19 protein-coding genes are annotated in these 19,657 nt (G+C 72.7%); 9 read left to right on the forward strand and 10 right to left on the reverse strand.

Annotated elements, in window-relative coordinates; all coding sequences use genetic code 11:
• Positions 1–110: 110 nt before the first annotated feature.
• Genes ABZT14_RS19670 through ABZT14_RS19680 form a run of 3 tightly spaced genes read right to left on the reverse strand, consistent with a single transcriptional unit; the run spans position 111 to position 3,423 of the window.
• Positions 111–1,517: a VWA domain-containing protein gene (locus ABZT14_RS19670; RefSeq protein ID WP_356304335.1), complete on the reverse strand. Its 1,407-nt coding sequence runs from the start codon at positions 1,515–1,517 to the stop codon at positions 111–113.
• The gene (locus ABZT14_RS19675; protein WP_356304338.1) at positions 1,514–2,905 is read right to left on the reverse strand and encodes a hypothetical protein; all 1,392 of its coding nucleotides are present in this window, start codon (positions 2,903–2,905) and stop codon (positions 1,514–1,516) included. Before ABZT14_RS19675 ends, ABZT14_RS19670 begins: the two co-directional genes overlap by 4 nt.
• A complete protein-coding gene (locus ABZT14_RS19680; protein WP_356304341.1) occupies positions 2,905–3,423 on the reverse strand; it encodes a hypothetical protein in 519 nt (172 codons plus the stop codon). Before ABZT14_RS19680 ends, ABZT14_RS19675 begins: the two co-directional genes overlap by 1 nt.
• 417 nt (positions 3,424–3,840) lie before the next feature.
• On the opposite strand from ABZT14_RS19680, the gene ABZT14_RS19685 reads away from it, so the two are divergent.
• The 8 genes from ABZT14_RS19685 (at position 3,841) to ABZT14_RS19720 (ending at position 10,494) form a co-directional block, all read left to right on the forward strand.
• A complete protein-coding gene (locus ABZT14_RS19685; protein ID WP_356304344.1) occupies positions 3,841–4,143 on the forward strand; it encodes an urease subunit gamma in 303 nt (100 codons plus the stop codon).
• A gap of 10 nt (positions 4,144–4,153) precedes the next feature.
• A complete protein-coding gene (locus tag ABZT14_RS19690; protein WP_356304347.1) occupies positions 4,154–4,465 on the forward strand; it encodes an urease subunit beta in 312 nt (103 codons plus the stop codon).
• On the forward strand, positions 4,458–6,182 hold the full coding sequence (locus ABZT14_RS19695) for an urease subunit alpha (protein WP_356304350.1): 1,725 nt from the start codon (positions 4,458–4,460) through the stop codon (positions 6,180–6,182). Before ABZT14_RS19690 ends, ABZT14_RS19695 begins: the two co-directional genes overlap by 8 nt.
• 10 nt (positions 6,183–6,192) lie before the next feature.
• Positions 6,193–6,915: an urease accessory UreF family protein gene (locus ABZT14_RS19700; protein ID WP_356304353.1), complete on the forward strand. Its 723-nt coding sequence runs from the start codon at positions 6,193–6,195 to the stop codon at positions 6,913–6,915.
• Between the two features lie 23 nt (positions 6,916–6,938).
• The gene (gene ureG / locus ABZT14_RS19705) at positions 6,939–7,637 is read left to right on the forward strand and encodes an urease accessory protein UreG (RefSeq protein ID WP_356304356.1); all 699 of its coding nucleotides are present in this window, start codon (positions 6,939–6,941) and stop codon (positions 7,635–7,637) included.
• 101 nt (positions 7,638–7,738) lie between these two features.
• Entirely contained in the window at positions 7,739–8,509 is a 771-nt protein-coding gene (locus ABZT14_RS19710; protein WP_356304359.1) for an urease accessory protein UreD, read from the forward strand.
• Between the two features lie 77 nt (positions 8,510–8,586).
• A complete protein-coding gene (locus ABZT14_RS19715) occupies positions 8,587–10,107 on the forward strand; it encodes an FG-GAP repeat protein (RefSeq protein WP_356304362.1) in 1,521 nt (506 codons plus the stop codon).
• 159 nt (positions 10,108–10,266) lie between these two features.
• Complete coding sequence (locus ABZT14_RS19720) at positions 10,267–10,494, forward strand: hypothetical protein (protein ID WP_356304365.1); 228 nt, start codon at positions 10,267–10,269, stop codon at positions 10,492–10,494.
• A 3-nt stretch (positions 10,495–10,497) separates the two neighbouring features.
• On the opposite strand, the gene ABZT14_RS19725 is transcribed toward ABZT14_RS19720, so the two are convergent.
• On the reverse strand, positions 10,498–11,295 hold the full coding sequence (locus ABZT14_RS19725) for a peptidase E (protein ID WP_356304368.1): 798 nt from the start codon (positions 11,293–11,295) through the stop codon (positions 10,498–10,500).
• Between the two features lie 242 nt (positions 11,296–11,537).
• Here ABZT14_RS19725 and ABZT14_RS19730 point away from each other — a divergent pair, with 242 nt between their 5' ends.
• Positions 11,538–11,723 carry a DUF397 domain-containing protein gene (locus tag ABZT14_RS19730; protein WP_356304371.1) on the forward strand — a complete coding sequence of 62 codons (186 nt, stop codon included), beginning with the start codon at positions 11,538–11,540 and terminating at the stop codon, positions 11,721–11,723.
• Positions 11,724–12,123: 400 nt separating this feature from the next.
• On the opposite strand, the gene ABZT14_RS19735 is transcribed toward ABZT14_RS19730, so the two are convergent.
• The 6 genes from ABZT14_RS19735 to ABZT14_RS19760 are packed head-to-tail and all read right to left on the reverse strand — an operon-like array spanning position 12,124 to position 19,615.
• A complete protein-coding gene (locus tag ABZT14_RS19735; protein WP_356304374.1) occupies positions 12,124–13,560 on the reverse strand; it encodes an FGGY-family carbohydrate kinase in 1,437 nt (478 codons plus the stop codon).
• Positions 13,557–14,273: a GntR family transcriptional regulator gene (locus tag ABZT14_RS19740; protein ID WP_356304377.1), complete on the reverse strand. Its 717-nt coding sequence runs from the start codon at positions 14,271–14,273 to the stop codon at positions 13,557–13,559. The genes ABZT14_RS19735 and ABZT14_RS19740 overlap by 4 nt, the downstream gene beginning before the upstream one ends.
• 2 nt (positions 14,274–14,275) lie before the next feature.
• Positions 14,276–15,472, reverse strand: coding sequence for a CoA transferase (locus ABZT14_RS19745; protein WP_356304380.1), 1,197 nt, complete (start codon positions 15,470–15,472; stop codon positions 14,276–14,278).
• Positions 15,473–15,492: 20 nt separating this feature from the next.
• The gene (locus tag ABZT14_RS19750; RefSeq protein ID WP_356304383.1) at positions 15,493–17,187 is read right to left on the reverse strand and encodes a thiamine pyrophosphate-binding protein; all 1,695 of its coding nucleotides are present in this window, start codon (positions 17,185–17,187) and stop codon (positions 15,493–15,495) included.
• A 35-nt stretch (positions 17,188–17,222) separates the two neighbouring features.
• A complete protein-coding gene (locus ABZT14_RS19755; protein WP_356304386.1) occupies positions 17,223–18,230 on the reverse strand; it encodes a hypothetical protein in 1,008 nt (335 codons plus the stop codon).
• Positions 18,227–19,615, reverse strand: a complete 1,389-nt coding sequence (locus ABZT14_RS19760; RefSeq protein ID WP_356304388.1) for an MFS transporter — start codon at positions 19,613–19,615, stop codon at positions 18,227–18,229. Before ABZT14_RS19760 ends, ABZT14_RS19755 begins: the two co-directional genes overlap by 4 nt.
• Between the last annotated feature and the right edge of the window lie 42 nt (positions 19,616–19,657).

The raw sequence follows: 19,657 nt of genomic DNA on the forward strand, positions 1-19,657 counted from the left end.
GAGAGGTGTCGTGGGGCGCCCGGGGGCGCCGAACGGTGCTGGGGGGCGGGAGGCCGGCCGGGTCGAGGGCCCACCGGTGGCGGGCTCGACCTGAGGCCGGGCGCCCGGCCTCAGGTGAGGAAGGTCTTGAGTTCGTGGACCAGCTTGTTGATGTGGCCGGAGATCACCGGGGTCCCCAGGGCCTTGAGCCGTTCCCGGAACCAGGGGTTGACCTCCTGGCGGCCGGAGCTGGTCACCGACCCGACCGGGATGAACTTCACCCCGGAGCGGTGGACGGCCTCGATGCCCTCGAACAGTGGCTGTGAGCGGTTGAACTCGTAGAAGTCGGAGATCCACACCATCACGGTGTTCTTCGGCTCGGCGATCTTGGGTCGGGCCATCGCCATGGCGAGCGGTCCGTCGTTGCCCCCGCCGAGGTTGGTGCGCAGCAGTACGTCGAAGGGGTCGTGCACCCAGGGCGTCAGGTCGATGGACCGGGTGTCGTACGCGATGAGGTGGACGTCCACCTTGGGCAGCCCGGCGAAGATCGAGGCCAGGATGGTGCAGTTGACCATCGAGTCGACCATGGAGCCGGACTGGTCCACCACCACGATCAGCCGTTGGGGCGTGGTCTTGCGGGCGGTGTGGCGGTAGTAGAGGCGGTCGACGTAGAGCCGTTCCTCCTCCGGGCTCCAGTTGGTGAGGTTCTTCCACAGGGTGCGGTCCAGGTCCAGGTTGCGGAACACCCGCTTGGGCGGGACCGAGCGGTCCACCTCGCCGACGGTGGCCTTCTCCACCTGGGTGCGCAGCACCTCGGCGACCTCGTCGACGTAACGGCGGATGAGGGACTTGGCGTTGGCCAGGGCCACCCCGGAGAGGTTGGACTTGTCCCGCAGCAACTGCTCGATCAGCGACATGCTGGGCGTCAGCCGCGCGGCCAGCACCGGGTCGGCCAGCACCTCCCGCAGCCGCATCCGGGACACCAACTCCGCCTCGATGGCGCCCAGTTCGGGGCCGAGGGCGGCCAGCGCCCCACCCAGGTCCGGGCCGGAGCCGCCGCGCCCGCCCCGCAGCCCGCCGGGCTCACAGCCGAACGCCCGCTCCAGCCAGCCGGCGTCGGACTGCCAGCGGGACAGCCCCTCGGCGGTGACGGCGCCGGACCCGGAGGAGAAGACGTTGAGCAGGACCTTGGACGCCAGCGCGGCCCGCCACACCTCGGTCGGCCGGTCACGGCCGCCGTCCTCCTCCGGCTCGGGAGCCATCAACCCCTCGAAGGCGTCGGCCAGTTCGGGGTGGCGCTGCACCACGGTGTCCACCGAGACACCGGGGTCCAGCAGGGCGGTGGGCAGTCCGAGGTCCTCGACGACCGCCAGGCTGGCCGACTCCAGGGCGGGCTGTTCCTCGTGGTCGAAGAGGCGGGCCAGCAGCCGCCAGTACAGCACCTGACGGCGGTTGTCGCAGGGGTCCGGCCCGTCGTCCCCGTCGGCTGCCGGTGTCGGGGCGGTGGCCCCGACGGGTTCGCTGATGTGCTCGGTCATTTCCGCAGCAGCCTTCCCGCGCGCTCGCGCAGCCTGTCGACGGCGTCGGTGGCGGCCTTCTCGGCCCGGGCGCCGGCCTTGTCGGTCGTGCCACCGGCCCAGGCACCGGCGTGGACGGTCACCGGCTTCTTTCGCACGGTGGTCTCCACGGCGAGGGGCTGGAGCAGGAACTCCCCGGCGTCCCAGCGCAGCAGACCGACACAGGCCCGGGAGGAGGCGATCCGCTCGGGGGTCAGCGGGCCGGCGGACGGCACCCGGTGGGTGGCGACGGCCAGCCGGCAACCGGGCAGGTCGAGGACCGTGGTGTCCTCCCCGTCGTCGACTCCGTACCCCTCCAGCAGGACCGGCACGGCCAGGGCGGCCGGGTGGCGGTCCAGCGCGGCGGTGGGCGCGGTGGTCGCGGTGGACAGGGCGACCCGGGCGGTGGCGAAGGCGTCGGCCGGCTCGTCCGGTCGGGCCCGCTCGTCGTCCCAGACCAGGTCACCCCCGGCGGCCAGCGGCATCCCGTCCAGCCACATCGAACGGCCCTCGCCCAGTGCGGTCAGCAGGGAGAACCGGGGCCTGAGCAGCTGCCACAGGCCGGCCTCCACCACGGTGTCCGGCTTCGGGGCCGAGGCGGTGGCCCGCACCAGCAGGGGCGCCCCGCCGTCCTCGGGCTCCAGCACGGCGTGCACCTGGGCCTGTACGGCGGTGGGGTGCTCCAGCAGGTCGACCCCGAGGGGCAGCAGCCGTCCGGTGGCCGTACCGGTGGCGGGGGAGGCGGTCGCCCCGGGCACGGTCAGCAGCATCGCGCGGGACCACAGGTCGGCCCAGCGGCGCAGCGGCACCCGGTCCAGGGTCGTGCCGGGGCAGGAGGCGGCGAGTTCGGCCGCGAAGCCGTCCAGCAGGGTGGCCGGGCGGCGCAGCGAGGGTTCGGGCAGCATCGCGGAGACCACCGGGGCGGCGCCGGCGACCAGTTCGTGGTCGATGCCCTGCCAGCCGGCGCGCGCCAGGTCGCACAGCCAGGTGCGGGCGGCGGCCAGGAGGTTGGCCGACGGCTCCTCGGAGGGCCGGCTCCCGGGGCTCTCCTCGGCGCGGGGCCGGCCGGTGACCTCGTCCACCCGGGCCTGGAGGGCGTCGTGCACGGAGCCGAGCAGCGCCGCGCGGGCGGCGGCCAGCGCGAGCAGGTGGTCCTCGCCGGCGGCTCCGGCGACCGCCTTGTCGGCCGCCTCGGCGACCCGGGCGGCCAGCGGACTACCGGCGACCGCGTCCGCGAGGGCGGTGAGGCCGGCGGCCTGGGCGGGCTGGGGTCGCAGCAGGCCGGACAGGAGCACCTGGTCGAAGGCGTCCACGGCGTCCAGCGCCTCGTCGAGGCCGTCGACGGTCTCGGGCAGCAGGTCGGTACGCATCAGGCCACCGCCCGGGTGGAGGGGAACCACTGCATCTCCGGCAACGGCGCGGTGGTGGGCTCCAGTTCGAGGTAGGCCAGGTGGCGCAGGAAGCGGCTGAAGACCGGTGCCGCCGCCGAGGCGTCGCCCTGTGCCGGACGGGTGCCGGTCATGGCGGAGGTCAGCGCGATGACGTCCGGCTCCGGGTCGGACAGGTCGACCCGGAGGTAGCGGGTCACCCGTGCGGCGCCGTACTGCAGCACCGCCTCGGACACCAGGGCGCGCAGGTGGTTGCAGAACGTCCCGCGCGCACCGCCGCAGGGCCGGTTGTTGTTGGTGCTGCAGGCGAAGGTGAAGGTGGCCGCCTCCACCGAGGACACGTAGACCCGGCCGATGTCCGATCCGCTGGACACCACTCCCTGTAGTCGTCCGTCGGCCAGCTCGACGAACGGCACCTTGGCGAGCTTCCGGGGGCGCGCGGGGGGTATCACCCGCGCGGCGCTCGACTTCTCCCAGACCGACAACGCACCATCTCCCATGCATGACAAAGGGGTTCGTCCACACCAGTGCGGTGGAACACCCAAGAACCTAGCCGGGCCCACTGACAACGGCCCCTCCCAGGCGGCACCGACTTCCGCCGCCCGCGTCCCACGCGGTGCCGTGGGCCCGTGCCGGAGGCCGCCGGGCGCGGGGCCCGGCGTACGTCGGAGGGCGAACTCCCGCGCGGGGTGGGCCGGTCGAGGCCCGGCCCGGCGCCTCCCACCCCGGCGCGACCCCGGCCCGTACGCCGCTCGTCCGAGCGCCCCCGGCCCGTACGCGGCGTCACCGGCGGTGACCGTAACAGGGGACGGCGGTGGGGTTAACGTCCGCGAAACCCCGCCGGACTAGCTTGCGTTGCCTGGCCGCTCCGGCCCCCGGGGCGGGCGCGCCACTGCCGTCCATCGAGGAGGGACGCCATGCGACTGACCCCGCACGAGCGGGAACGCCTGCTGGTCCACGTGGCCGCCGACGTGGCCGAGCGGCGCCGGGCCCGTGGGGTGTCCCTCAACCACCCGGAGGCGGTCGCCCTGATCACCGCGCACATCCTGGAGGGCGCCCGGGACGGCCGTACCGTCAGCGAGCTGATGTCCTCGGGACGCACCGTGCTCACCCGCGACGAGGTGATGGAGGGCGTGCCGGAGATGGTGCGCGAGGTGCAGGTGGAGGCCACCTTCCCGGACGGGACCAAGCTGGTCACGGTCCACCAGCCGATCTGCTGAAGGAGGCACCGTGATTCCCGGAGAGATCCAGCACGCGCCGGACCCGGTACGGATCAACCCCGACCGTCCGGTGACCCGGCTGACCGTCCTGAACCGGGCCGACCGACCGGTGCAGGTCGGCTCCCACTACCACTTCGCCGAGGCCAACCCCGGACTGGACTTCGACCGGGGCGCGGCCCACGGGCTGCGCCTGGACGTACCGGCCGGCACCGCCGTGCGCTTCGAGCCCGGCATCCCGGTCGAGGTGGCGCTGGTCCCGCTGGCCGGCCGACGGCTGGTGCCCGGACTGCGTGGCGGGACCGGGGGTGCCCTCGATGGCTGAACTGTCCCGCGCCGCCTACGCCGAGCTGTACGGCCCCACCACCGGGGACCTGGTACGGCTGGCCGACACCGAGCTGTTCGTCGAGGTCGAACGGGACCTGTCCGGCGGGCCGGGACCGCTCGCCGGGGAGGAGGCCGTCTTCGGCGGCGGCAAGGTGATCCGCGAGTCCATGGGCCAGGCCCGTACCAGCCGGGCGGAGGGAGCGCCGGACACCGTCATCACCGGAGCGCTGGTGCTGGACCACCACGGCGTGGTCAAGGCCGACGTGGGCGTCCTCGACGGACGGATCACCGCCCTGGGCAAGGCCGGCAACCCCGACACCATGGACGGGGTGCACCCGGCCCTGGTGATCGGACCCGAGACCGAGGTGATCGCCGGGGGCGGGCTGATCCTCACCGCCGGGGCGGTGGACGCCCATGTGCACTTCATCTGCCCGCAGTTGGCCGACGAGGCGCTGGCCTCGGGGGTGACCACCCTGATCGGCGGCGGTACCGGGCCCGCCGAGGGCAGCAAGGCCACCACGGTCACCCCCGGCTCCTGGCACCTGGCGAGGATGTTCGAGGCGATGGAGTCCACCCCGGTGAACGTCGGCTTCCTCGGCAAGGGCAACACCGTCAGCCGGGAGGCGATGCACGCCCAACTCCGGGGCGGGGCACTGGGGTTCAAGATCCACGAGGACTGGGGCGCCACCCCGGCCGTGATCGACGCCTGCCTGCGGGTCTGTGACGAGACCGGGGTGCAGCTGGCCATCCACACCGACACCCTGAACGAGGCCGGGTTCGTCGGCGACACCCTGGCCGCGATCGCCGGCCGGACCCTGCACACGTACCACACCGAGGGGGCCGGGGGAGGGCACGCGCCCGACATCATCTCGGTGGTCTCCGAACCCCACGTGCTGCCCAGCTCCACCAACCCCACCCGGCCACACACCGTCAACACCGTCACCGAGCACCTCGACATGCTGATGGTCTGCCACCACCTCAATCCCGCCGTGGCCGAGGACCTGGCCTTCGCCGAGTCCCGTATCCGGCCCACGACCATCGCCGCCGAGGACGTGCTCCACGACCTGGGCGCCCTGTCCATCGTCTCCTCCGACTCCCAGGCCATGGGCAGGATCGGGGAGGTGGTACTGCGCACCTGGCAGACCGCCCACCAGATGAAGGTCCGCCGGGGCGCCGCCCCCGGGGACGGCAGGGCCGACAACCACCGGGTACGTCGCTATGTCGCCAAGTACACCATCAACCCGGCGGTGGCCCAGGGCGTCGACCACGAGGTCGGCTCGGTGGAGCCCGGCAAACTCGCCGACCTGGTGCTGTGGGAGCCGGCGTTCTTCGGCGTGAAACCCCGGCTGGTACTCAAGGGCGGCCAGATCGCCCACGCCCAGATGGGAGACGCCAACGCCTCCATCCCCACACCCCAGCCGGTCATGCCCCGGCCCATGTACGGGGCGACCGGCCGGGCGCCGGCCGCCAACTCCGTCAACTTCGTGTCCGTCCAGGCCGTCGAGGACGGCCTGCCCCGACGCCTCGGCCTCGGCCGGAGGTTCTCACCGGTCGGCGACACCCGCCGACTGACCAAGGACGACATGCGCCAGAACACCGCCCGCCCCCGGGTCGAGGTGGACCCGGACAGCTTCACCGTCACCGTCGACGGCGAACCGGTCGACCCCGAACCGGCCTCCCAACTTCCCATGGCCCAGCGCTACTTCCTCTTCTGACCGGCCCGCCATGACCCCCTCCTCACCCTCGACACCGCCCCCGGCTTCACGGGCCGGCCCCCCGCTCGCCGCCCTGCTGCTCCTCGCCGACGGGCGGCTGCCGGCCGGAGGGCACGCCCACTCCGGCGGGGCCGAGGCCGCCGTCACCGCCGGCCGGGTACGCGACCCCGCGACCCTCGCCGCGTTCTGCCGGGGCCGCCTGCACACCACCGGCCTCAGCGCTGCCGCCACGGCCGCCGCGGCCACCCTCGGGGTGGACCCGCTGGCCCTCGACACCGCCCTGGAGGCCCGTACCCCCTCGCCCGCCCTCCGGGCCGCCGGCCGCCGTCTGGGACGCCAACTGCTCCGCGCCGCCCGCGCCACCTGGCCCTCGCCGGCGCTCGACGCGCTGGCCCGGGCCCGCCCCCGGGGCGCCCACCAGCCGGTGGTGTGGGGGCTGTTGGCCCGTTCGGCCGGGCTGGGCCCCCGGGAGGCGGCGTACCTCCTGGCCCACGAGTCGGTGTCCGGCCCCGTCTCCGCCGCCGTACGGCTGCTCAGCCTGGACCCCCTGGCCGGTACCGCCGTACAGGCCGAACTGGCACCCGAGGTGGACCAGGTCGCCCGACGGGCCGAACAGGCCGCGCGGTCGGCCCGGTCCGAGGGGGTGCGGGCACTGCCCGCCGACGGATCGCCGCTGCTGGACATCGCCGCCGAACGGCACGCCGCCCGTACCACCCGGCTGTTCGCCTCCTGACCCCACCACCCCGGAGCCGCCCCATGCACCTGGACCACCACAACGGCGACACCCGCCCGCCCCGGGTCACCTACCGCACCCCTCCACCCCGGGCGGCCGACGGATCACTCCGGGCGCTGCGGGTGGGACTCGGCGGACCGGTCGGCTCGGGGAAGACCGCCACCGTCGCCGCACTGTGCCGCGCGCTGCGCCAGGAGTACTCCCTCGCCGTGGTCACCAACGACATCTACACCCGGGAGGACGCCCGGTTCCTGCTCCAGCACGCGGTGCTGCCCCCGGAACGGATCACCGCCGTACAGACCGGCGCCTGCCCCCACACCGCGATCCGGGACGACATCTCCGCCAACCTGGAGGCGGTGGAGGAACTGGAGGAGACTGCCGGCCCCCTGGACCTGGTCCTGGTCGAGTCAGGAGGGGACAACCTCACCGCCACCTTCTCCCACGGCCTGGTGGACGCCCAGATCTTCGTGATCGACGTCGCCGGCGGAGACGACATCCCCCGCAAGGGCGGCCCCGGCATCACCACCGCCGACCTGCTGTTGGTCAACAAGACCGACCTGGCGCCCCACGTCGGCTCCGACCTGGAGCGGATGGCCCGTGACGCCCGGGCCCAACGGGGCGACCTGCCCGTGGAGTTCACCTCCCTGGTCAGCGAGGGCGGGGTGGCTCCGGTGGCCGACTGGGTACGTGGGCGCCTGGAGCGCTGGCGGCGTCCGAGGTGACCCCCGGGGTACGCCAGGAAGGGCGCGGTGGAGGGCACCGTGGGGGACACCGTGAAGGGCACCGCGCCACCGACCCGGCGCCGGACGGGCACCCCAGCGCGGTGGCCGCCGACGCCCGGGTGGTCGCCGCCCCCGACGGCCGGGGCGGGACCGCGCTGCCACTGCTCCACGGCGACGGCCCGCTGGCCCTGCGCCGGCTGCGCCACGAGGGGGCGGAGGCGCGGGTGTGCCTGCTGGGCGCGATGAGCGCCCCGCTCAACGGTGACCGGCTGCGGCTGGAGGTCGACCTCGGCCCCACGACCCGCCTGCGGTACGGTACGGCCGCCGCCACGGTCGCCCTCCCCGGCCGTACCACCGAGCCGGCCCACTACGAGACCAGCGCGCGGGTGGCCGAGGGCGCCCGACTCCGCCTGCTACCGGAACCGTTGGTGTCGGCGGCCGGCAGCGTCCTGCGGACCGTGACCCGGGTGGAACTGGCGGCCACCGCCGGGCTGGTACTGCGGGAGGAACAGGTACTCGGACGGGCCGGCGAACCCCCCGGCGACCTCTCCGCACGGTTGACCGTCCACCGCGCGGGCGAGCCCCTGTACGACCAGCACACCCGCTACGGCTCCGAGCGAGCCCCCGGCTGGGACGGCCCCGCCGGAGTGGGCGGCCAGCGCGCGGTGGGCCAACTCCTGCTGGTCGGGGACGAGTTCGACCACTCGACCGCGACCCGGCTGCTCGGGCGGGGCGGGTCGGAGGAGGGCGAGGGCGTGGCGGTGCCGATCGCCGAGGCCGCCACCCTGGTGACCGCTCTCGCGCCGGACGCCCTGCGGCTTCGCCGGCTGCTGGACGCCCTGGCCGGGGCCCGCGGACACCAGGAGGGATGAGTTCCCCACGCCCGTACAACCTTTCCGGCACCCGGGCGGTCTGCTGGGCGCGAACACCGCGAACGGGAAGGACATCGATGTCACTGTTGCGCTCCCACGGGTCGTCACCCCGCCGTGCCGGCCGGAGGGCCGGCCGCCGGGTCGGGGTGACCGCGCTCGCCGTGCTGGCGGCCACCGGACTCACCGGCTGGTGGCTCACCCCCCAGGACACCCACGCCGCGCAGCAACGCGTCGCGGTGGCCGACGACTTCGACGGCGACGGGAGGGCCGACCTGGTGGTCGGCGCCCCCCACGGCACCGTCTCGGGCCAGAAGCAGGCCGGCTACCTGGCGGTGACCTACGGCTCCGCCAAGGGCACCGACCCCGCCCACCGCACCGTGGTGAGCCGGTCCACGGCCGGCGTTCCCGGAGCGGCCAAGGCCAGGGAACGGTTCGGCCAGAGCTTCTCTAGAGGCGACCTCGACGGCGACGGCTACGGCGACCTGGTCATCGGCACCGACCTCGGTACCACCGGCAGCGTGGTGCTGTGGGGCTCCGCCGACGGCCTCACCGGAGGCACCAGGATCGCCGACTACGGGACCACCCCGCGGATCGGCGACTTCGACGGCGACGGCAAGGACGACCTGGCCCTCTTCGCCGACGCCGAGGTCGCCGGCGACGACCCGGTCACCCAGGAGGCCGCCCTCTGGAAGGGGCCGATCTCCCGCGAGGGCGCCCCGTCGAAGCGGCTCGACATCCTGGACCGGTCGGAGTGGTGGGGCTACGGCGACGACGGCGCCGCCTGCGAGGAGGACGACTCCTGTGTGGCCGGCCCCCACTCGGTCAGCGGCCCCGTCCAGGGCAAGGCCGTGGGAGACGTCAACGGTGACGACCGCGACGACATCGCGGTCTGGGAGTACGAGGGCGACGGGGTCTGGGGCACCCACGTGATGCTCGGCGGCGCCGACGGCTTCACCCGCTCCGACACCGTCGGAGCGGCCGGGTACGTCGGCGGCGACTCGGCCACCGACGTCGGGGACGTGGACGGCGACGGCTACGACGACGTGGTGCTCGGGAGCAACGACGAGGACGAGAAGGTCACCGTCGTCTACGGCTCCGCGTCCGGCCCCTCCGACCGTACGCAGCGCTTCGACCAGAGCCTCCCGGACTTCTACGGCGCCCAGGAGAAGGGCGACCGCCTCGGCTCCTGTGTCGCGGTCGCCGACGTGGACGGCGACGGCAGGGCGGAGATCGCCTTGGGCATCAGCGGTGAGGACTTCAGCGGGCTGAAGGACGCGGGCAGCGTCGCCCTGCTGCACGGCGGCGACTCCGGGGTGACCGGCGAGGGCAGCCAGGTACTGCACCAGAACACCAAGGGCGTTCCCGGAGTGGCCGAGTCCGGCGACGAGTTCGGTTCCGCCTGCGCCCTGCTGGACACCGACGGGGACGGGCACCGTGACCTCGCGGTCTCCGCCGCCAGGGAGAACGACCAGGCGGGCGCGGTGTGGTCCCTCAAGGGCACTGCCGACGGTCTCACCGTGACCGGGGCGCGGACCTTCGGACCCGGCGACGTCGGCGGGCCGGTCACCACCGCCCGCTTCGGTGACCTGCTGGGCTGACCCCGAAGGACGGCACCCGGCCCCGCGCGGGAACGCGCGGGGCCCGGGCCGTGCGGCGGCGGGGGTCGCCCCTATGGAACTCCGTGCAGGCACGAACACGCCTGCGTCCGCTGTCCCGTCCTCCAGATCGACCCACGCCAGCGCGGTCAGCTCATCGAGATGATCGACAACCTCCGCGAGCGCATCCGCGAGGCACGTGGTAACGGCTGGCTCGGCGAGGTCGAAGGGCTCCAGGTCAGCCTGGATGCCGCCACCGCCAAGCCCAACAGCCTCAGCCGGACCCTGGCTGACGGTCGGCCACAGCTGGTCGACCGCGACACGCCCGTCCTCACTGACCACGCACTGTCACCCGCACCGGGACTACCAGAACACGCTCCTCAAGGCTGATCGCTACCGCTCCAACTCGGCCGTCGGCCCCGCACCAGGCGTGGCCGCTCCCTGACCACTGCACGCGGTTGAAGTGGGCTGTTGTGCTGGGACGAGCGGGCGACATCGCATGGCCCGCTCGTCGACCCCGCCATCCCCGTCGGGCTCCACCCGATACAAGCAGGCCTCAGGCGTACGCGTCACGGAGTCCGTCAGCAGACCTTCCGCGAAGAGGGCGCCGACACCGTCCTCCACCGCCCAGCCAGCCGGAAGCGCGCGGTCTGCCACGGCTGCCCGATAGGACGATCGCCGGCCGGGCTCACTGTCGTAGTGCGGGCAGACCGAGCCGGACAACAGACCCAACCCGTCCGCGAGGTGCGTCAGCGGCCCGAAAGAGTCGGTGTGCGAGCCCTCAGCCCAGCAGTTGGCACCAGCGCTGATGCCGCACAGCAAGGCTCCCCGGTCGAAGGCCTCGCGAAGGAGCCGGTCCACGCCGTGCGCACGCCAGACCGCCAGCATGTTCGCGGTGTTGCCGCCACCCACATACACGACATCCTGCGAAAGCAGGAACGTGCGCAGGGCGTCGTCATCGAGCTCCCGCCGAAAGAGATGCAAGACGCTGGGCTCGCAGGAACGTGACGGGTACGCCTCGGAGAACTGCTCAATGTAGGCGGGGGCGTCGCCACTGGCTGTCGGAACGAAGCACACCCTGGGGCGAGCAACGGGCACCTGATCGAGCACCCAGTCATCCAGCAGACCATCGTCGTCAGTGGAGAAGCCGCCTCCAAGGAGAGCCAATCGACGTTCTGGAACGACGGACACGAGGGTGCTCCTCAGATCGGGATGCAGACGCGCATGATGCCCTGAACCGTGCCAAGCCATCGGCTCGTCCGCAATCGAGTAGCCCCTCTGACTGCCCAAGGCCCCATCAACCCAGGGCAGGACGCGACCACCGCAGCCGTCGAAGGGCGGTAGTCGGGCCAGTCTGCGGACCTGCTCCTTGGTACGGCTCGTGGAATCCCACGCACCGTCACCACACGGCCCGACTCTGGAGGAAACACCCGATGGCCCTCTCAGCGAACTGGACCAAGAGCCGCTACAGCGGCGAGCGCTGGGACGCCTGCGTGGAAGCCCGGCTGGTCCCCCACGGCGTGCAGGTACGCGACTCCAAGGACCCCTCCCTGCCCCCCACCACCTCCCCCACCGCCTGGCGGGCTTTCCTCGAACAGGACCTGACCCGAGGAAAGTGACCCCACCCACCCTTGATGGGGGGTGGACAGCTCCCGGACCTCCGCCTCCGAACGTGCGCCAAGGATTCGCTGGCTGGCCCGGGGGACGGGGCGACAAAGCCATCGGGGCCGCTGTTCTCGATCTTCGGAAGAGGCCGAGCCGTACGGAGGACCCCTGATTCTCGGAGCGGACTGGTACGCGGGCGGGCGGTCCGCGTACGTGCCACGTGAAAACCTCCCGTGGGACGCCCTCTGAACACCCCAGGTCACCGTGGTGACCGGGGGCCCGGATCGTCGGAACGGCTGACCCCCGGGCGTTCGCCCCGGTCAGGGGCCGGCGGTCGGGGGCGACGTCGGGCCCGGGCTGGCCGCCCCGTTCACTCGCGTACGTCGCGTCGGGGCGGGGCCGGCCCCCCGGGGCTCAGCGTGACCGGTCGGGCGTCCCCTCGTCCATCCCGTCCACCCGGTCGTGGACCTGCCGCCAGTGGTCCCGCAACCGGTCGTACCGTGCGGAGCGTTCCGGGTGGGGCCGTACCTCCCGCAGGTCCCCCAGCAGTCGGGAACGCAGGGTGTCCGGGGCGCCCTCGCCGACTCCGGTGAGGGCCAACGCGGCGGCGCCCCACAGGGTCACGTCCGGTTCGGGGGAGACCCACAGCCGGCGCGAGAGCACGTCGGCCCGCAGTTGGGCGAGCGTCGCGCTCCGGGCCGAGCCCCCGGCGAGGATCACCGGAAGCGTCCCGGACGGGTCGAGCCGGTCCAGCCCCTCCTGTACGGTCAGGGCCGCGGCCTCCTGGGCGGCGCGCAGCAGGTGGGCCGGGGTGTGTTCGGGGCGTTGTCCGAGCACCGCTCCCCGGGTGTCGGGACGCCACCGGGGGAACCGCGCTCCGGTCATGGCCGGTACCACGGTCAGCCCGTCCGCGCCCGGGGGCACCTCGGCGAGCCGTTCGTCCTCCACCGGGCCGACCAGGGCGCGCCAGGAGGAGACGGCACCGCCGGTGAGTCCGGTGGCCCCGCCGGCCACGAAACGGCCCGGCAGTACCGAGGGGTTGAGCATCGCCCCCTCCGGTACCGCCGCGTCCCGGGGCAGCAGCCGGCCCATCACGTCGGTGGTGCCCGCGACGTCCGCGACGGCCTCCTCGGAGGAGCCCAGCAGCAGTCCGATGCCCACCGACCCGTCCGGGCCACCGGCCACCACCGGCAGGCCCGAGGGCAGACCGGTGGCGGCGGAGGCCTCGGCGGTGAGCGAGCCGACCACCGAGGTGGGCTCGTACTGCGGCGGGAACAGCGCGGCGTCCAGGCCGAGTCGGGCCAGCAGCGCGCCGTTCCAGGAGCGGGACCGTACCTCGGAGGCCAGGGTGTAGGCGGCGCTGACGGTGTCGGTGGCCAACCGCCCGGTGAGCCGGGCGACCAGGAAGTCCTTGGGCGAGAGCACCGCGTGCACCCGGCCGGCCCGGTCCGGGTCCAGTTGGCTCAGGTAGGCCAGCGCGCCCCCGCTGAGGGCGGGCCGGCCCGAGGCGGCCAACAGGTCCGTGACGGTCGCCGCGTCCAGGGCGTGCAGGGCCCGTACGCCCCGGGGGTCGGACCAGCCACCGCCCGGGTCGACCGGGTCCAGCCCGGTGTCGACGGCCACCGTGCCCACATGGGCGGCGATGGCCAGTGCGGCCGGTGCGGGTCCGTCCGCCACCCCGGCCAGCGCGGTGACCACGTCCCGGTGCAGGGCGTCGGGGTCGAAGTACTCGCCCCCCACCCCGGCCGGGCGGCGGATGTGGTGGCTGTCCAGCAGCCGGCCCTCGGAGGTCACGGTGGCCGCCCGGACGGCGGAGGTACCGACGTCCACCGCGATGACCGGCGCGCTCACTCGGCGTCGATCCGCAGCAGGAAGGGGAACGCGGGCAGGGTCCAGCTCCGGGTGAACTCGACGACCTCCCCGGTCGCCCCGTAGGTCGTGCGGCAGGTCTCCAACACGGCGCCGCCCGGCTCCACCCCGAGGGGTTCGGCCCGTTCGGCGCTGAGCAGGGCGGCGGCCATCGACTGGTCGGCGTACCGCAGTTGCACTCCGTACCGTTCGCTCAGGGTCCGGTACAGCGAGCCGTTGAGCAGGGGTTCCCGGCACAGCGAGGGGGCTACGGAGTAGGGCACCCAGGCGTCCTGGAGGGCCGCCGGGGTGCCGCCGATCTGTCGTACCCGGACCACCCGGTGCGCCATGTCGCCCTCGGAGACGCCGAACACCCGGGCCACCTCGGCGGTGGCCTTGGTGGTCTCGGCGCTCACCACCCGGGAGGTGACCTCGCCGCCGCTGGCGGCGATCTCGTCCGCGAAGGACCGCAACCGGTTGAGGCGCCGGCCGGGGCCGGCCTGCTCGCTGACGAAGGTGCCGCTGCCCTGGCGCCGTATCACGTACCGGTCGGAGTCCAGCAGGTCCAACGCCTGACGGACCGTCATCCGGCTCACCCCGTACTGCCGGGCGAGGTCGGACTCGCTGGGCAGTTGGGCGCCGGGGGCGAGCTGGCCCGACCGGACGCGTTCGACGAGGTCGTCGTAGATCAGCTGGTATCGGGGGGCGCGCGCCATCGTCAGATCGCACCCGATTCGCTGAGGCGCTCCCACTCCTCGGCGGAGAGTCCCAGCACGTCGCGGTAGACGTACTCGTTGTCCTCGCCGACACGGGGTGGGGCCTTGCGGACCATGGGTGGGGTCTTCTCCATCTTGATGGGGTTGCCGGGCATACGGATGGTACCGAGTTCGGGGTGCTCGGACTCCACGATCATCTCCCGGGCGGCGATCTGGGGGGAGCGGGCGACCTCGGCCACCGAGGCCACCTTGGCGTACGGCACCCCCACCTCGTCCAGGTCCCGCGCGACCTGGGACACGGTGCGTTCGGCGACCCAGGCGCCGATCTGCTCCTCCAGGTACTCCTGGTGCTCCATCCGCCCGTCGACGGTGGCGAAGCGCGGGTCCTGGGCCAGGTCGGGCCGGTCCATCACCTGGCAGATCCGGGCGAACAGGGACTTGGTGCCGGCCTGTACGTAGATCGAACCGTCGGTGGCCTCGTAGACGTTGACCGGGGCGGTCAGCAGGTCGCGGGAACCACTGCGGGGCATCTCCTGCCCCAGCATCAGTTCGGCGATCAGTCGCACCCCCAGCGCGGAGAACATGGTGTCGAAGGAGGCGACGTCCACCAACTGCCCCTCCCCGGTGCGTTCCCTGTGCAGGATCGCCAGCAGCGCGCCGATCGCCCCCTGGTAGCCGGTGGTGTAGTCGGCGATGTAGGTGCCGCTGAGGGTGGGCTTGCCGTCGGGTTCCCCGGTCATGTCCATCAGCCCCGAGGACGCCTGGGAGATGGCGTCGAACAGGGCGCGCCGCGAGTCCGGGCCGGTCTGGCCGAAGCCGGAGATGGACACCAGGATGACGTCCGGGTTCAGCTCCTTCATCCGCGCGTAGCCGATGCCCATCTTCTCCAGCGTGCCGGGTCGGTAGTTCTCCACCACCACGTCGGCCCACTCGACGAGCCGCTCCAGCAGCCGCAGCGCCTCCGGGTGCCGGGTGTCCAGGCCGGCGTCGTACTTGTTCCGGTGGTACAGGAACATGTAGATGCTCTCGTCCCGGTGGTACGGCCCGTGGTGGCGGGAGTCCTCCCCCGAGGGGCGTTCGACCTTGATGACCTCCGCCCCGAAGTCGGCCAGGATCTGCGCGCACAGCGGTCCGGCGATGAACCGGGAGAGGTCGAGCACCTTCACGCCGTCGAGCGGCGCCGTCACGTTTGCCGTCACGTCCGTCATCGTCGTCACCCCTACTTCGACCGCTGTGCCACGAACGACGGGTAGGTCCACGCGTTCACGTCACGGTCGATCGTCGTGTCCAGTACGGTCGGCCGGCCGGCCGCGAAGGCGTCGGCGACGCGCTGGCGCAGCGCCGGCAGACTGGTGATCGTCTCCCCGGCGACCCCCATGGAGCGGGCCGCCATGCCGAAGTCGACGGGGCCGAAGTCGACGCCGATGGTGCGGCCGTCGAAGTGGAGTTCCTGCTCCTGGCGGATGTTGCCGTAGCTGGAGTCGTTGAGGACCACCACGCACACGTTCCCGCCCACCCGGGCCAGGGTCTCCAACTCGCCCAGGCTCATGGCCAGCGAGCCGTCCCCGATCAGCGCCAGCACCGGGCGCCGGGGGTCGATCAGTGAGGCGGCGATGGCCGAGGGCAGGGCGAAGCCCATATTCCCGAAGCCCACCGGCTTGATGTAGCTGTTGGGCTGGCGCACCTCCCACAGGAAGGACCACACCCCGGGGTTGCCCGCGTCGGGGATCAACAGGGTGTCGTCCGGGGAGGGTTCGCGCAGGGTACGGACGATGTCGGCGGGGGACAGCGGCCCCTCGGCGGAGGCCTCCCGCACCTCCGACTCCCGCCACCAGGCGGTACGGGCCTTGTCCAGGCCGGCCAGCCACTCGGCCCGTTCCTCCCGGGCGGCCGGGGCCCCGCCGGCGGTGGCGGTGACCAGGTCGCGGGCGAACGAGCCCAGGTCGCTGACCACGCCCTGGGTGATCTCCGAGTAGTAGCGCCCGATCATGGCGGGGTCCACGTCGACCTGCACCACCTCGGGCAGGGCACGCCGCCACCGGGTGGTCGACACCGCGTTGAGGCTGTTGCCCAGGGCGAGCACCAGGTCGGCGTCCTCCAGCACCTGGCCGGAGAGGGTGGTGCCCATCCGGCTGACGGCGCCGAACACCAGGGGGTGGGTGGTCGGGACGGAGCCGATGCCGTTGAAGGTGGTGACGACCGGGATGCCCAGCGTGTCGGCGAGGGCCAGCACCTCCTCGCTGGCCCGGGCGCGGTTGCCGCCGTTGCCCAGCCAGATGACCGGGCGTTCGGCCCGCAGTACGCGTTCGGCGACCCGGGCCAGGGCCGTGGGGTTGGCGGAGGGCCGTTCGGTGACCCACTGGCGGCTGGGGTGGGACTCGGGTACGTGCGGGGGGTTGTCGATCCGGCCCTCGATGGTGTCCCGGGCGAAGTCCAGGTGCACCGGCCCGGGGTTGCCGGTGAGCGCGTTGACGTAGGCCTCCTCCATGGCCTGCTTGATCGAGGAGGCGTGCGCCACCAGTCGGGAGTGCTTCACCAGGGGCCGGACCAGTTCGACGTGGTCGGCGTTCTGCGCGTCGTCCTTGTGGATGTTCTCCCCGTTGTTGTTGCAGGTCAGGACGAACCCGGGGCTGGAGTCGCGGTGGGCGCCGCCCACCCCGGTGAGCAGGTTGGTCGCTCCGGGGCCGGTGGTGGCGATGCAGGCGGCCGGTCGGCCGGTGAGCCGACCGTAGGCGTCCATCATCACCGCGGCGGCGTTCTCGTGCCGGGTGTGGACGAGGTTGATGCCGGGGGTGTCGATGAGGGCGTCGGTGATGGCGAGGGTCTGCCCCCCGACGACGCCGAAGACGTACTCGACCCCGAAGGAGCGGAGCATGTCGACGACGAGCTGGCCGCCGGTCTTGGAGGTACTCATCTACGCTGTGTCGCTTTCTGTGTCGGTGTGACCGGTCAGGAGGCGGGAACGGTGGCGCTGGCCCAGCCGGCGGTCATCAGACGGCCGTCCGAGACGCGCCGCACCCAGACCTCCGCCTCCACGCGGAGGCCGTCGTCGACCTCGGTCACCTCGGTGACCACGCCGGTCGAGACGAAGGGCTCGAACACCTCCAGGGGCGCCAGGAACTTGACCCGGAGCCAGCCGGAGGTGAGGAACGGCGCCCCGAACCGCAGGGTGAGCAACTGGGCCAGTACGCCGAACTGTTGCTGGCCCTGGACGATCGGTACCCGCAGTCCGCCGGCGCGGGCGAGGTCGATGTCGTTGTGGATGTTGCGGACGTACTCGCCGACGCGGCTGAACACGGCGGCCTGTTCGGCGGTGACGGTCTTGTGCAGTGGGGCCAGCGCGTCCCCGACCCGTACGCCGGCGTCGACGGTGTCGACGACGCGGGCGTCGTCCGGGACCGTGCCGCTGACCCGGCGTTCGGGCCGGGCCGACCCCCGGCCGCCGATGGCGCCGGGGTTGGTCTTGAGGATCTCGACCCCCCGGTGCCGTACGACGCTGCGGCCGTCCTCCCCGGTGGCCCGCGCCTCCATCACCACGTACCCCTCACCGCGCCGCTGGTAGGCCTCGGTGTAGGTGCCGGAGAGGGTGACCACCTCGTCCAGTACGGCGGGGCTGTCGAACCACATCTGTTCCTCGGTGTGGTAGCCGACCACCTTGCTGGCCGCGTAGACCCGGGTGAACAGCTGCACCAGGTCGTTGCCCAACAGGGCGGCGTGGCCGACCCGTTGGCCGCCGAAGGGGCTGGACTCCAGGTGCCAGGGCGAGTGGTCGTCCTGGGTGAAGGCGAACCGCTTGATCTTGTGGTCGTCCACCACCACCGGGACCGTGCCGAGGTCCTCCGGGATGCTCAGGTTCTCGAACTCCGGCTCCTTGAGCCCGGCCTCCAGGTCGTCGGTGGTCGACGCCCGTCGGGGGTCGGTCAGGTCGCGCCAGGGCCGCGCGGACTGGCTGGTCACCGTTCCTCCTTCGCTGGTTCCGGTTTCGTGGGTTCCGGCTCGCCGACGCGGTTCATGTCGGTGCGGTTGGTCTCGGGCGCCAGGGCCGCGCACACCAGGCCGATCAGGAGGGCGATCACCGTGATCAGGGCGATCGGCCAGGGGTCGCCGTCGGTCGCGGCCAGCAGCGCGGTGGAGGCCAGGGGCCACAGCCCGATGAGGACGCTGGGGATCTGGGCGGCCAGGGACAGCCCGGTGTAACGGGTCTTGGTGCTGAACAGCTCGGCGAAGAAGGCCGGTTCGACTCCGTAGACGGCGCCCACCCCGATGGCGTAGGCGACGGCGTACACCACGTAGGTCAGGACCAGGGCGTCGGCGTCCAGGATCCAGAAGAACGGGAAGGTCACCACGATGCCGACCAGGGAGCCCAGGATGAAGACCGTGCGGCGGCCGATCCGGTCCGACAGCTTGCCGAAGTAGTAGTAGCTGTAGATGGCGATGGCGGCGGCGATGGTGCTGGCCACCAGGACGTGGGTGCTGGGGATGTCGGTGTAGTTCTTGGCGAAGGTCAGCCCGATGGTGAGGATGATGTAGCCGAAGACGGCCTCGCCCAGCCGCATCCCCATCGCCAGCAGCAGCGGCTTCTTGAACCGCCGGAACAGCTCCGCGATCGGCATCCGCTCCTTGGCCTCCACCTCGACGACCTCGTGCTCCAGCTGCTCCTGGGCGGCCTGGAAGGTGGGGGTCTCGGTGAGCTTGAAGCGGATGAACAGGCCCACCGCGATCAGTACGGCGCTGAGCAGGAAGGGGATACGCCAGCCCCAGGCCATCAGGTCGTCCTCGGGCAGCAGCGACACCAGCGCGAAGATGCTGGTGGACAGCACCAGCCCCACCGCGTTGCCGACCTGGGGGAAGCTGCCGTAGGCGCCTCTCCTGCCCTCCGGCGCGTACTCCACGGCCACCAGCGAGGCCCCGCCCCACTCACCGCCCACGCCGAAGCCCTGGACGAGTCGCAGCACCACCAGCAGGATCGGGGCCCAGACGCCGATGTGCTCGGTGGTGGGCAGCAGTCCGATGAGGAAGGTCGAGACGCCCATCATCATCAACGTGGTGACCAGGGCCGCCTTACGGCCGAACTTGTCGCCGAAGTGTCCGAAGATGACGCCGCCGACCGGCCGGGCGAAGAAGCCGACGCCGAAGACGGCGAAGGCGGAGAGCGTCCCGATGATCGGGTCGTCCTCGTTGGGGAAGAACAGGTCGCCGAAGACCAGGGCCGCGGCGGTGCCGAAGATGAAGTAGTCGTACCACTCGACGGCGGTACCGACGAGGCTGGCGACGGCGGCGCGCTTGGCCAGTCTGGTCCGTTCGTGCTCGCCGCTGGGTGCGGCGGTGGCTGGTTGTGCCATGGGATGACTCCGTTGTCGATCTCAGTACGATGCGTCGGTCGG

Source organism: Streptomyces sp. NPDC005438, assembly GCF_040606315.1.
Taxonomy (GTDB): Bacteria; Actinomycetota; Actinomycetes; order Streptomycetales; family Streptomycetaceae; genus Streptomyces.

Coding starts and splice junctions, on each gene's coding strand:
- ABZT14_RS19670 (WP_356304335.1), bottom strand. CDS start 1,517: ATGACCGAGCACATCAGCGAACCCGTCGGGGCCACCGCCCCGACACCG.
- ABZT14_RS19675 (WP_356304338.1), bottom strand. CDS start 2,905: ATGCGTACCGACCTGCTGCCCGAGACCGTCGACGGCCTCGACGAGGCG.
- ABZT14_RS19680 (WP_356304341.1), bottom strand. CDS start 3,423: ATGGGAGATGGTGCGTTGTCGGTCTGGGAGAAGTCGAGCGCCGCGCGG.
- ABZT14_RS19685 (WP_356304344.1), top strand. CDS start 3,841: ATGCGACTGACCCCGCACGAGCGGGAACGCCTGCTGGTCCACGTGGCC.
- ABZT14_RS19695 (WP_356304350.1), top strand. CDS start 4,458: ATGGCTGAACTGTCCCGCGCCGCCTACGCCGAGCTGTACGGCCCCACC.
- ABZT14_RS19700 (WP_356304353.1), top strand. CDS start 6,193: ATGACCCCCTCCTCACCCTCGACACCGCCCCCGGCTTCACGGGCCGGC.
- ureG (WP_356304356.1), top strand. CDS start 6,939: ATGCACCTGGACCACCACAACGGCGACACCCGCCCGCCCCGGGTCACC.
- ABZT14_RS19715 (WP_356304362.1), top strand. CDS start 8,587: ATGTCACTGTTGCGCTCCCACGGGTCGTCACCCCGCCGTGCCGGCCGG.
- ABZT14_RS19720 (WP_356304365.1), top strand. CDS start 10,267: ATGATCGACAACCTCCGCGAGCGCATCCGCGAGGCACGTGGTAACGGC.
- ABZT14_RS19730 (WP_356304371.1), top strand. CDS start 11,538: ATGGCCCTCTCAGCGAACTGGACCAAGAGCCGCTACAGCGGCGAGCGC.
- ABZT14_RS19740 (WP_356304377.1), bottom strand. CDS start 14,273: ATGGCGCGCGCCCCCCGATACCAGCTGATCTACGACGACCTCGTCGAA.
- ABZT14_RS19750 (WP_356304383.1), bottom strand. CDS start 17,187: ATGAGTACCTCCAAGACCGGCGGCCAGCTCGTCGTCGACATGCTCCGC.
- ABZT14_RS19760 (WP_356304388.1), bottom strand. CDS start 19,615: ATGGCACAACCAGCCACCGCCGCACCCAGCGGCGAGCACGAACGGACC.